Here is a 12,622-nt window from a genome sequence, read left to right on the forward strand (position 1 = left end):
GACGCTGGCTTTCCCTGGAGCACCCCTCATCCGTCGCCTTCGGCGACACCTTCTCCCACAAGGGGAGAAGGGCAGGCCTGCTCAATGCCCCTCATACCCGATCAGCGTCCTCACCGGCACGTCGAGCGCTTCCAGCTTCTGGCGGCCGCCGAGGTCCGGCAGGTCGATGACGAAGCAGGCCGCGACGATGTCGGCGCCGATCTGCCTGAGCAGCTTCACCGCCGCTTCCGCCGTGCCGCCGGTGGCAATCAGGTCGTCGACGACGATCACCTTCTCGCCCGGCGAGACGCCGTCCTTGTGCATCTCCATCTCGTCCAGCCCGTATTCGAGGCTGTAGGCCACGCGCACCGTCTCATAAGGCAGCTTGCCCTTCTTGCGGATCGGCACGAAGCCCGCCGAAAGCTGGTGCGCCACGGCGCCGCCCAGGATGAAGCCGCGCGCCTCGATGCCGGCGATCTTGTCGATCTTCAGCCCGGCATAGGGATGCACCAGCTCGTCGATGGCGCGGCGAAAGGCGCGCGCATTGCCGAGCAGCGTGGTGATGTCGCGAAACAGGATGCCGGGCCTGGGGTAATCCGGAATGGTGCGGATGGCCGCAAGCAGCGTGTCTTCGAGGGAGGATTTCATCGAGGCTTTCCGCGTGTCCGGCTGTCGGATTTGACGGCGTCGGCCATTGCTGCCCGACGCGACCGACAAGGGCTACCGCGATGTTACGCCAGAGACAAGCACATCCGGCAAAGGATCAGCCCCTGAACGGCCTCGGCCATAATGAAAAGGGCGCCTGCGAAGGCGCCCTTCGAAAGGCAGACGAGATCGCCGCGACTACATGCCGAGATCCGAGCGCAACTCGGAGCGCGCCACTTCGTATTCGGCCTTGAAATCGGGGCGGTTGAGCAGGACCGCGGCGATGACGCTGCCGGAAATCTTTCCCATCTCGATGTCGGACGGATAGTGGATGCCGCCGACCACGCGGTTATGGGCGAATTCGGCCGCACGCGCCATGATCTCGGCGCGCTTTTCCGGAACCATATCGGCGAGGATGATGCCCATCATGGTGCCGACCGTCGCATGACCCGACGGCCAGGAACCGGAGTTCGACAGCTTCACGACCGGCTTGACCAGGTCGCTGAGCTGATGTGGGCGCGGACGCTTCCAGACATCCTTGGCCGGATCGACGACGGCGCCTTCGGTCGCCACGACGCGATCGAAGAAGGCGCTGAACTTCGGCAGCGTTTCCTTGTTGAACTTCGGCCCCATGACATCCGCGAAGCGCCAGACATTCTCTTCGGCATCGGCGATGGCGCGCTTTTCCATTTCCGGCGTGCGCGTCACCTGCAACGTCAGCACCTCGCCGAGCTCGGCTTTGGTTTCCGCCGAATCATTGGCTGGCGGCGGCGGCAGGATCATCGTCAGGTCGATGTCCTTGTTGGTGACGAAAGGCTGGGCTTCGTCAGCATGGGCGGCGTATCCAGTGACGAGCAGCAGGAAGCCGGCCGCGAGCGAGACGTATCTTCTCATGGGTGTGATCCTTTGATGAGGGCAAGGCAGGATCACCGCCCGCGATGACGGCCATGTGACATGGTCCGGTTTACGCATGCCGAAATGCAAGAAGGGCGCCTTGCGGCGCCCTTCTTGCATTGCGTGCGGTCGATAGCGCCTCAGTGCGCCACGTCGGCCCACACGCGGCGCTTGGTCATGTAGATCAATGCGCCGAACAGCAGCAGGAACGCCAGCACGCGGAAGCCGGTCTTCTTGCGGTCCTCCATATGCGGCTCTGCCGCCCATGCCAGGAAGCTCGCCACATCGCGAGAATACTGATCGACAGTCTGCGGCGCGCCGTCGTCATAAGTCACCTGACCGTCGGAGAGCGGCTTCGGCATCTTCAGCGATACGCCGGACATGAAATACGGATTGTAGTGCGTGCCTTCCGGGATGACCATGCCGGCGGGCGGCGTCTGATCGTAGCCGGTCAGCAGCGAGTGGATGTAGTCCGGGCCACCCGCATCATACTGAGTGAAGATGTCGAAGACGAACTGCGGAAAACCGCGCTCGACGCCGCGCGCCTTGGCGAGCAGCGACATGTCCGGCGGAGCGGCGCCGCCATTGGCGGAGGCCGCGGCCTCTACATTCGGGAACGGCGCCGGGAAATGGTCCGACGGCTTGCCGGGACGATCGAACATGTCGCCAGCATCGTTGGGGCCGTCATGGATCGTGTAGGTCGCGGCCAGCGACTTGATCTGCGCCTCGGAATAGCCGAGGTCCGACAGCGTGCGGAACGCCACCAGATTCATCGAATGACAGGCCGAGCAGACTTCCTTGTAGACCTTGAGGCCGCGCTGCAGCTGCGCCTTGTCATAAGTTCCGAACGGGCCGGTGAAGCTCCAGCTCATTTCCTTCGGCTCGTTGATCGGGAAATGCGTCGGCGCGGCCGCGTTGTGTTCCTCTTCAGCGGCTATTGCCGCGGTGCCGGCAGCCACAAGGCCGATCAGCGCCAGCGAGGTGAGAATCTTCTTCATGCCAAATCCCCTTAGATTCTCTACCGCTCAACCCTTGGTCTGTGGTGCGGCCGTAGCGCCCGCCGGATGCCCGCTGCCGCCTTTGTTCTTCTCCAGCACCGCCTCGGTGATCGAGTTCGGCAGCCTGCGTGGCGTCTCGATCAGGCCGAGCACCGGCATGATGATCAGGAAGAAGGCGAAGTAGAAGAGCGTGGCCATCTGCGCCATGAACACATAAGCGCCTTCCGCCGGCTGCGAGCCAAGCCAGCCAAGCAGGATGGCGTCGGCCACGAACAGCCAGAAGAACAGCTTATACCACGGGCGGTACACTGCCGAGCGCACCTTGGAGGTATCGAGCCACGGCACCAGGAACAGCATGGCGATGGCGCCGAACATGCACAGCACGCCGCCGAGTTTGGAGTTGATCGGCCCGACGTTGAAGGTGATGGCGCGCAGGATCGCGTAGAACGGCAGGAAGTACCATTCCGGAACGATGTGGGCCGGCGTCTTCAGCGGGTTGGCGACGATATAGTTGTCGGCATGGCCGAGATAATTCGGCAGGTAGAAGACGAAATAAGCAAAGACGAACAGGAACACGATCATGCCAAACGCGTCCTTGATGGTCGCATAGGGCGTGAACGCCACGGTGTCGGTCTTCGACTTGACCTCGATGCCGGTCGGATTCGACTGGCCCACGACATGCAGTGCCCAGACGTGCAACACCACCACGCCGGCGATCATGAACGGCAGCAGGTAGTGCAGCGCGAAGAAGCGGTTCAGCGTCGGATCGTCGACGGCGAAGCCGCCGAGCAGCAGCTGCTGGATCCAGTTGCCGACCAGCGGGATGGCGCTGAAGAAGCCGGTGATGACGGTGGCGCCCCAGAAGCTCATCTGGCCCCAGGGCAGCACATAGCCCATGAAGCCGGTCGCCATCATCAGGAGGTAGATGATGCAGCCGAGGATCCACAGGAGCTCGCGCGGCGCCTTGTAGGAGCCGTAGAAGAGGCCCCGGAAGATATGCAGGTAAACGGCGATGAAGAAGAACGAGGCGCCGTTGGCATGCAGGTAGCGCAGCAGCCAGCCCGAATTCACGTCGCGCATGATCTTCTCGACCGAATCGAAGGCGAGAGTGGTGTCGGACGTGTAGTGCATGGCCAGCACGATGCCGGTCAGGATCTGCGAGACCAGCATGATCGACAGGATGCCGCCGAACGTCCACATGTAGTTGAGGTTGCGCGGCACCGGATAGGCGACGAAGCTGTCATAGATCAGCCGCGGCAGCGGCATGCGGGCGTCGAACCAGCGCTCGATACCGGTCTTGGGCGTATAGGTCGAGTGTCCCTCGCTCATCGAAATATCCCCTGCCTCAACCGATAAGGATCTTGGTATCGGAAATGAACTTGAATACCGGGATCGCCATGTTCTCCGGCGCCGGGCCTTTGCGGATGCGGCCGGCGGTGTCGTATTGCGAACCGTGGCACGGGCAGAACCAGCCGCCGAAATCGCCTTCCTGGCCGAGCGGGATGCAGCCGAGATGGGTGCAGACCTGCACCATCACCATCCAGGCTTCCTTGCCGGGCGTGGTGCGGTTGGCATCGGTCGCCGGCGCGTCGGACGGCAGGTTGGCATTGCGCGCGATCGGATCCTTGAGATCGGCGAGATTGACGGCCTCGCCGTCTTTCATTTCCTTTTCGGTGCGGTTGCGCACCACCACCGGCTTGCCGCGCCACTTGACGATCAGCGAGCTGCCCGGCTGCAGCGAGGAGACATCGACCTCGACCGAGGCCAGCGCCAGCGTCGAGGCGTCGGGACGCATCTGGTCGATGAACGGCCACGCGACGGCTCCAGCGCCGACAACGGCGGCCATGCCGGTGGCTACATAGAGAAAATCGCGACGGTTGGGATCGTGGATGTCGGTTGCGCTCACGGGTGCCTGATCCTTTCGCCTCTTCCTAACCGGAGGCCGAGCCTTGTCCCCGCTCAATCGCACCTGCCCGACAGCGCATGGCGAACAGGCTAGCGAATTCCTCCGGCATTTGGATTTTCGGTTTATGCGTGCGGCCCGTTTTTGTCCAGTCGGGTGAAGGCACAAGGGCAGATTGTCGCGGGGATGCGCGGCGGCCGTGGCCGGCGCATCCCCGCCTGGCCGCCGGACAGGGTGAAACAGCGGGAAATCCCGGGTGAAATCGGGCCGGTGTTCGCCTCGACATCGGCTCCTGGCCCGGTCTATTGTCCGGCCATGGCGCATGTCATTGAACGCGACAGCTGGGCCGAGGTCTCCGACCGCTGGAAGGGCGAGCTGCAATGCGGCCAGTTCGGCGCCAATTCCTGCCTGATCTTCAACTATCAGCCGACGGTCGGCGGCGGTCCGCGACTGCACAAGCACCCCTATGCGGAAATCTTCGTCATCCGCGCCGGCACCGGCCTGTTCACGATCGGCGATCAGGAAATCAAGGCCACGGCCGGCCAGATCCTGATCGTGCCGCCCGACACGCCGCACAAATTCACCAATCTCGGCCCCGGCCCGCTCGAAAGCACCGACATCCACGAGAACGGCCACTTCATCACCGAGTGGCTGGAGTAGCTGGTTTAGCTGGCGCCCAGCCTGACCAGCACGGCCCTCGGGATATCGTATTCGCGGATCACGGCGTCATGCTTGCGCAGGCCGCAAAGCTCGCGCTGGATGAAGTAGGCGTGAACGGCCGCGGCCGCTTCCTTGAGCAGTCGGTTACGATGCTCGCCCTCGCCGCCCTCGCGCAACTTGGCAAGGGTTTCCTCCACGCGCTGGCCGGCGCGGCCGAGCGCGGCGGCTTTTTCGGCGAGGATTTCGTGGCCGAGCAGGTCGAGCGCGCTTTCCTGCGCGCCTGACCGTCCGAAATTCGTGGGCATGCGTACCGACATGGCGCCGTTCTACTCCGCCGGTCGCGTCTCTTCCAGCACGCTTTCCTCGTTGAAAAGGAAGCCGCCGGACTGTCGTTTCCAGAGCCGCGCATAGAGCCCGTCGAGCGCCACCAGCTCGTCATGCGTGCCCTGTTCGACGATGCGGCCGCCGTCGAGCACCACCAGCCGGTCGAGCGCCGCGATCGTCGACAGCCGGTGCGCGATCGCGATCACGGTCTTGCTTTCCATCAGACGCGTCAGATTTTCCTGGATCGCCGCCTCGATGTCCGAATCGAGCGCCGAGGTCGCCTCGTCGAGGATCAAGATCGGCGCATCCTTGAGAAAGACGCGCGCGATCGCGACGCGCTGCCGCTGGCCGCCCGAGAGCTTCACGCCGCGCTCGCCGACATAGGCCTCGTAGCCGGCGCGATCGCGATTGTCGCGCAGTCCCAGGATGAACTCATGCGCCTCGGCCTTCTTCGCCGCGGCGATCACTTGCGCGTCGGTGGCGTCCGGCATGCCAAGCTTGATGTTGTCGCGCAGCGAGCGGTGGAAAAGCGCGGTGTCCTGGCTGACCACGCCGATATTGCCGCGCAGCGAATTCTGCGTCACCTGCGCGATGTCCTGACCGTCGATCAGGATCTGGCCACCTTCCAGATCGTAGAGGCGCAGGATCAGATTGGCCAAAGTCGTCTTGCCCGCTCCGGACGGCCCGACCAGCCCGACCTTCTCGCCCGGACGCACGACGAGATCGATGCCGTCGAGCACACCTCGCCCCTTGCCGTAATGGAAGGTGACGTTGCTGACCTCGATGCGGCCGCCTGTGACAACCAGTTCCTTGGCATCCGGCGCGTCGGTCAGACCCAGAGGCTGCGAGATCAGCGCCTTGGAATTCTCCAGCACGCCGAGATTCCTCAAAATGCCATTGAGTTGCATCATCAACCGTCCCAGCAGCATGTTCAACCTGAGCACCAGCGACAGCGTGAAGGCGACGGCGCCGACGGTGATCGAACCTTCGACCCACAGATAGATGGCGAAGGCGGCGATCGAAGTGATCATGACGCCGGAGAGCATGGTCAGCGCCATGCGCACGCCGGTCAGCCGGCGCGTGAACGGCCGCAGCGCATCGAGATAGATGTCGAAGCCGTTGCGGATATAGCGGTCGTCGCCATCGGCCGAAAACAGCTTCAGCGTCTGGACGTTCGAATAGGAATCGACGATGCGGCCGGTGATCATCGAGCCCGCCTCGGCCGTCGCCTCGGCATGCTTGCGGATCGCCGGCAGATAGAGTTTGGCCAGCCAGCCGAACGCGGCGATCCACACCACGACCATCACTGCCAGCCGCAAATCCAGCCCCGCGACAAGCGCCAGCGTCGTCACCGTGTAGACGATCATGAACCAGACGACCTCGATGAAGCTCTCCATCAGGTCGCCCGTCGCCTGGCCGGCCTGCCAGACTTTTGTCGCGATGCGGCCGGCGAAATCGTTCTGGAAGAAGGCGTAGGACTGACGCGAGACATGCCGGTGCGCCTGCCAGCGCACCAGATTGTAGAATCCGGGCGTGATCGTCTGCTCGTCGACCAGCGCCGAAAGGCCGACGACGGCAGTGCGGATGACGAGCACCACCGCGCCCATGAACATGAGTTCTGGGCCGGCTGCGGCCCAAAGCGCGTGCCAGCTGCGTTCGCCGGGCAATTGATCGAGGATATCGACCAGCCTGCCGACGAAATAGAACAGGCCGGCCTCGACCAGCGGCGCGATGCCGCCGATGATCAGCATGGCGAAGAAGGCGAGCTTCGCCTGCCCGACATAATGCCACAGGAAGCCGCCGACGCTGGCGGGTGGTCGAAGATTCGCCGGCTCCCGGAACGGATAGACCCAGCGCTCGAACCAGCGATAGACGGCTTGCATCATTCGGCGGCTTCGCCTTTCGTCGCCAAACTGTCGGCCGCCTGCTTTTCCTCCAGCAGGAACCCGCCCGACTGGCGCCGCCAGAGCTGGGCGTAGAGCCCGCCTTTGGCGATCAAGGTCTCATGCGAGCCTTCCTCGACGATGCGGCCCTTGTCCATGACGACGAGCCGGTCCATCGCCGCAATGGTCGACAGCCGGTGGGCGATGGCGATGACGGTCTTGCCCTGCATGAGCTTGTAGAGGTTCTCCTGGATGGCGGCCTCCACCTCCGAATCGAGCGCGGACGTGGCCTCGTCGAGGATGAGGATCGGCGCGTCCTTCAGCATGACGCGGGCAATGGCGATGCGCTGCCGCTGGCCGCCGGAGAGCTTCACGCCGCGCTCGCCGACAAGCGCCTCATAGCCGCTCTGCCCATGCGGATCGGTCAGTGCCGCGATCACATCGTCGATCTGAGCGGCCTTGGCGGCGCTGAACATGGCCTCGTCGCTGGCGGACTGGCGCCCATATTTGAGGTTTTCGCGAACGGATCGATGCAACAGCGAGGTGTCCTGGTTGACGAAGCCGATCGCCGCGCGGACGCTTTCCTGCGAGACGTTGCGGATGTCCTGCCCGTCGATCAGCACCTTGCCGTCTTGCACGTCGAACAGCCGCAGCACGAGATTGACCAGCGTCGACTTGCCGGCTCCCGAACGGCCGATCAGGCCGACCCGCTCGCCCGGCGCGATCGTCAGCGACAAATTGTCGATGACGCCGCCTTTGCCGTCCTTGCGCCAATAGTTGAAGTTCACCCTGTCGAACTCGATGCCGCCGGCGCTGACGACAAGGGCTGGCGCGCCTGGATCGTCCTGCATGCTGATGGGACGTGCGATCGTCGTCATCGAATTGCTGGCGACGCCGATCTGTCGGAAGACGTTGGCGCCGACATCGAGGATCCTGCCGGAGATGTTGGCGATCTGCAGCGCGAACGGTATCGCCGTCGCCACGGCCGCGGTGGTCATGGCGCCGGCGTTCCAGCCGGCCAGCGCCAGCCAGCTTATGGCGATGAGCAGCGTCGCGTTGAGGACGAACAGGGCCGACCACATCAACGTGAAAACACGCATCAGCCGGTAGAACGTGTCGGCATGCTCGACCACCGCTTGCGAGACATATTTGTCCTCGTGCTCGCCGGTCGAAAATGTCTTGAGCGTCAGGATGTTGGTGTAGCTGTCGACCATGCGGCCGCTCACCTGCGACCACCGCTCCGACAGTTGGGACGAGCGTTGCGTGATCCTCGGCATCGCCAGGCAGAAGATCAGGCAATAGAACACCAGCCACACCGCCACCACCGCCAGGAGAAGTGGGTCGAGCCGCGCCAGCACAACGATGGCGACCGCAACGAAGACCAGCGCGTACCAGACGGCATCCACGGTGAGGTTGACGCTCATCTCCACCGAATCGCCGCTTTGCATGACCTTGGTTCCAATGCGGCCGGCAAAGTCGTTCTGGAAGAACGACCAGTCCTGGCGCACGACATGCCAATGGCTTTGCCAGCGGATGAGGTCGATGAGGTTCGGCGCGATGGCGTGGTTGCGGATGAGCCCGTCGACGACCATCGACAGCGGACGCAGCAGCACGACAATCGCCATCATGACGAGCAGCGGCCCATGCGCCGCGAAGAAATCGCCTGGCTTGGTGCTGGAGAGCAGGCCGACGATCAGGCCGACGAAAATCGGCAGCATCGCGTCTACTATCGCCGCGACGGCAACGATGCTCATGCGCAGCCAATAGGCGGCGCGAAACTGCCTTATGAAATACCAGTAGAACCGCCAAAGCCCCATTGGCGGCTGCCTGTCGTCGGCCAGCGCCACCGGCGAATAACGGCTTTCGAACCAGGTGAAGATGCGGTCGAGCATTTTTCTCTCATGGATGCCGAAAACCCGCCGGCACCCGATCGGGGTCGCCGGCAGGCCTCTGACCAGGTCGAGGCAAGCCCTCTGACCAGGTCGTGGTTACGCCCGGGATCGATTCCCGGCAATCGTCGCAACCTTGATGCAAATCGCGATCGCGTTACTCCGCTGCCATCTCCGATTCCGGCGCCTTGGCATCGACCTCGGCTGGCGCTTCATCGAGCAGGAAGCCGCCCGACTGACGCTGCCAGAGCTGGGCATAGAGGCCGCCCTTGGCGACGAGCTCCTCATGCGAGCCTTCCTCGATGATGCGGCCCTTGTCCATGACGACGAGCCGATCCATCGCCGCGATGGTCGACAGCCGATGGGCGATGGCAATGACGGTCTTGCCCTGCATGAGCCGGTAGAGGTTTTCCTGGATCGCCGCCTCGGCTTCCGAATCGAGCGCGGATGTCGCCTCGTCGAGGATGAGGATCGGCGCGTCCTTCAGCATCACACGCGCGATCGCGACGCGCTGCCGCTGACCACCGGACAGTTTGACGCCGCGGTCACCGACATGAGCATCGAATCCCGTGCGGCCGTTGGCATCGATGAGCCCGCCGATAAAGTCCAGCGCCTCGGCGCGCCCCGTCGCCTCGATGAGCATCTCATCTGTCGCATCCGGGCGGCCATAGAGGATGTTTTCGCGCACGGAGCGGTGCAGCAGCGAGGTGTCCTGCGTCACCATGCCGATCTGCGCGCGCAGCGAATCCTGCTTCACCGAAGCGATCTCCTGGCCGTCGACGAGGATCTTGCCGCTTTCCAGGTCGTAGAAGCGCAGCAACAAATTGACCAGCGTCGATTTGCCGGCGCCCGAGCGGCCGACAATGCCGACCTTCTCGCCGGGCTTCACGGTGAGCGACAGGTTCTCGATGACGCCCTTCTGCTTGCCATAGTGGAAGCGTATGTCCTCGAAGCGGATTTCACCCTGGCTGACGGCGATGTCCTTCGCACCCGGCCTATCCTCGACCAGGCGCGGCAGCGAAATCGACTGGATACCGTCCTGCACTGTGCCGATATTCTCGAACAGGCCCGACATCTCCCACATGATCCACTGCGACATGCCCCACATGCGCAACACCAGGCCGATGACCACGGCGACGGCGCCGATCGTGACAGCCTGGCCGAGCCACAGCCACAGCGACAGCGCGGTGACCGAGAACAGGAGCAGCGCGTTGAGGATGTAGAGCAGGCCGTAAAGCACCGTGACCAGCCGCATCGAGCGATAGACCGTCTCGAGGAAGCCGGCCATGCCTTCCCTGGCGAAAGTGGCTTCGCGGCGCGCATGGGAAAACAGCTTCACCGTCTGGATGTTGGTGTAACTGTCGACGACGCGGCCGGTCATGGTCGAGCGCGCATTGGCCTGCTCCTCGCCGACCTTGCCCAGCCGGGGAATGAAATAACGCAGCAGCCCGATATAGCCGACCAGCCAGACGGCAAGTGGCGCCGCCAGCCGCAAATCCGCCGAGCCGACGATGAACAGCATGCCGAGGAAATAGACGATGACGTAGTTGAGGACGTCGATCAGCTTGATGACGCATTCGCGCACGGCGAGTGCCGTCTGCATCAGCTTGGTGGCGATGCGGCCGGCGAACTCGTCCTGATAAAACGACATTGACTGCTTCAAGAGATAGCGATGCACCTGCCAGCGGATGCGCATGGGATAGTTGCCCATCAGCGTCTGCTGGTTGAGCAGCGAATGCAGCCATACCGTGCCCGGCAGCGCAAACAGCACGACGAAGGCCATGCCGGCGAGCTTCCAGCTCTCGGTCTGCAGGAAGGTTTCGCGGTTCTGCCCGGACAGCCAGTCGACGATACGGCCCATGAAGCCGAACATCCACACTTCGGCGACGGCGATCGCCGTCACCAGCGCTGCATCGATAAGGATATAAGGCCAGGCGCCACGCGTATAATGCACGCAGAAAGCGACCAGCGTCTTCGGCGGCTCGACCGGCTCCGCGGCGGGGAACGGATCGAGCCTGTTTTCAAACCAGCGGAACATTCCAGGCACTCGATTTATCTATGCGCTCACGCGGCGCGGGATTGATGGGCAAGGCTTTGCGGCCGCGCGGCACTGCTGCGGGCCGGCGATACGGAATCATCCGCGTCACCGGCCCTGCTTCGCGCAATATAGGGTTTCTCCGTCATTTCGCCGACAGGCTCGTTTGACGATCCTAACGGCCCCGAACTTCCGGACGAAAGGCCGGAACCTGCCCGGTTCCTGTCGCCTGGCCGGATCAAACGGATGATCCGGCGCACCAGCGTGGGCCGGCTGTGGTCGGGCACCGCGCGCGAGAAATCGACGTCCGGCAGCATGCCGCGATGCGGCCTGCGCCGTTCCTCGGCATGCACCGCCGACGAGTAGGTCTCGCCGATCAGCAGCGCCCAGGTGGCCACCTTGCGCTCGTGCAGGCTTCTTGACCCCGGTATCTTGTAGGGATCGAACATTGGTCCGTCCTCCATATGCAAATGCGTTAAAAAGGGTGATGCGGCCTCGACCACTGGCATTCGGCCGAAAGCGCGGGTCGAATCGGCCGGGACCAGACGACGAGCGTCGGCCCCGACACGACGGCAAGCATCGGTCTTGACACGTTCAGCGGGGGCGCGGCGCCCCTTTGGCAGTTTGAAAAACATCGCAAGATTCCTTCGAAGGCCGAAAACTGGGTTCGGCGGGAATCGGTGCGATGAGGACTTAAAGTGTCAGAAGAATCGTCGTACCGAAACCGCCGGTGGGCATACGTGAGCCCCGGATGGGAGCTGGATGTGCATGGTCATCATGTGTTCCCCTCCATTCGGTTCGGGTTGACGATGGTGGGCATATACTCGACTTCGCAGAAAATGGCCACCCGCCAGTCCAGAAATCGCCGAAGGCCGGAGGCGCCTGTGGCCGATCTGCCACTTATTAGCAGGATGCGGAAATGAACGATCGTCTCCGCATCGCGCTCTACCAGCCGGATATCGCCGGCAACACCGGGACAATCCTGCGCTTCGCCGCCTGCCTCGACATCGGTGTCGACATCATCGAGCCGGCCGGCTTCCCGCTCTCCGACCGGGCGCTGAAACGGGCCGGCATGGACTACCTCGAAATGGCGGCGCTTTCCCGCCATGCCGACTGGCACGCCTTCGAGGAATGGCGAAAGGCGCATGCGCGCCGCCTTGTGCTGCTCACCACCAAGACCACCAGCGCCTATACGGACTTCGCCTTTGCCGCCGGAGACATTCTCCTGTTCGGCCGCGAATCCGCCGGCGTGACGGAAGAAGTCCACCAGGCGGCCGACGCGCGACTGACCATCCCGATGCGGCCGGGAGCGCGCAGCATCAATGTCGCGCTGTCGGTCGCCATGGTCGCCGGCGAAGCGCTTCGCCAGCTCGGCTAGGATCTGCTGCGCTTCCTCGCTGTCTCGGACGGGC

12 protein-coding genes are annotated in these 12,622 nt (G+C 63.5%); 2 read left to right on the top strand and 10 right to left on the bottom strand.

The window, feature by feature from the left end; translation table 11 throughout:
• Positions 1–81: 81 nt before the first annotated feature.
• The 5 genes from RFM52_RS09885 to petA form a co-directional block, all read right to left on the bottom strand.
• A complete protein-coding gene (locus tag RFM52_RS09885; RefSeq protein ID WP_320293374.1) occupies positions 82–627 on the bottom strand; it encodes an adenine phosphoribosyltransferase in 546 nt (181 codons plus the stop codon).
• Between the two features lie 195 nt (positions 628–822).
• Complete coding sequence (locus tag RFM52_RS09890; protein WP_320293373.1) at positions 823–1,518, bottom strand: acid phosphatase; 696 nt, start codon at positions 1,516–1,518, stop codon at positions 823–825.
• Between the two features lie 140 nt (positions 1,519–1,658).
• Positions 1,659–2,516 (bottom strand): cytochrome c1, encoded by an 858-nt coding sequence (locus RFM52_RS09895; RefSeq protein WP_320293372.1) that lies wholly within the window; start codon positions 2,514–2,516, stop codon positions 1,659–1,661.
• Positions 2,517–2,543: 27 nt separating this feature from the next.
• The gene (locus RFM52_RS09900; RefSeq protein ID WP_320293371.1) at positions 2,544–3,845 is read right to left on the bottom strand and encodes a cytochrome b; all 1,302 of its coding nucleotides are present in this window, start codon (positions 3,843–3,845) and stop codon (positions 2,544–2,546) included.
• A gap of 16 nt (positions 3,846–3,861) precedes the next feature.
• Positions 3,862–4,422 carry a ubiquinol-cytochrome c reductase iron-sulfur subunit gene (gene petA / locus RFM52_RS09905; protein ID WP_042647595.1) on the bottom strand — a complete coding sequence of 187 codons (561 nt, stop codon included), beginning with the start codon at positions 4,420–4,422 and terminating at the stop codon, positions 3,862–3,864.
• A 312-nt stretch (positions 4,423–4,734) separates the two neighbouring features.
• On the opposite strand from petA, the gene RFM52_RS09910 reads away from it, so the two are divergent.
• A complete protein-coding gene (locus RFM52_RS09910) occupies positions 4,735–5,079 on the top strand; it encodes a cupin domain-containing protein (RefSeq protein WP_320293767.1) in 345 nt (114 codons plus the stop codon).
• Positions 5,080–5,084: 5 nt separating this feature from the next.
• On the opposite strand, the gene RFM52_RS09915 is transcribed toward RFM52_RS09910, so the two are convergent.
• The 5 genes from RFM52_RS09915 to RFM52_RS09935 form a co-directional block, all read right to left on the bottom strand.
• A complete protein-coding gene (locus RFM52_RS09915) occupies positions 5,085–5,396 on the bottom strand; it encodes a DUF6665 family protein (RefSeq protein WP_320293370.1) in 312 nt (103 codons plus the stop codon).
• A 9-nt stretch (positions 5,397–5,405) separates the two neighbouring features.
• Positions 5,406–7,289, bottom strand: coding sequence for an ABC transporter ATP-binding protein (locus RFM52_RS09920; RefSeq protein ID WP_320293369.1), 1,884 nt, complete (start codon positions 7,287–7,289; stop codon positions 5,406–5,408).
• Complete coding sequence (locus RFM52_RS09925; protein WP_320293368.1) at positions 7,286–9,178, bottom strand: ABC transporter ATP-binding protein; 1,893 nt, start codon at positions 9,176–9,178, stop codon at positions 7,286–7,288. Before RFM52_RS09925 ends, RFM52_RS09920 begins: the two co-directional genes overlap by 4 nt.
• Before the next feature lie 154 nt (positions 9,179–9,332).
• Positions 9,333–11,213: an ABC transporter ATP-binding protein gene (locus RFM52_RS09930; RefSeq protein WP_320293367.1), complete on the bottom strand. Its 1,881-nt coding sequence runs from the start codon at positions 11,211–11,213 to the stop codon at positions 9,333–9,335.
• Between the two features lie 26 nt (positions 11,214–11,239).
• A complete protein-coding gene (locus RFM52_RS09935; protein WP_320293366.1) occupies positions 11,240–11,713 on the bottom strand; it encodes a hypothetical protein in 474 nt (157 codons plus the stop codon).
• Between the two features lie 416 nt (positions 11,714–12,129).
• On the opposite strand from RFM52_RS09935, the gene RFM52_RS09940 reads away from it, so the two are divergent.
• Entirely contained in the window at positions 12,130–12,588 is a 459-nt protein-coding gene (locus RFM52_RS09940; protein ID WP_320293365.1) for a tRNA (cytidine(34)-2'-O)-methyltransferase, read from the top strand.
• Positions 12,589–12,622 lie beyond the last annotated feature (34 nt).

The sequence above is a fragment of the Mesorhizobium humile genome, assembly GCF_033977215.1.
Classification (GTDB): domain Bacteria; phylum Pseudomonadota; class Alphaproteobacteria; order Rhizobiales; family Rhizobiaceae; genus Mesorhizobium; species Mesorhizobium humile.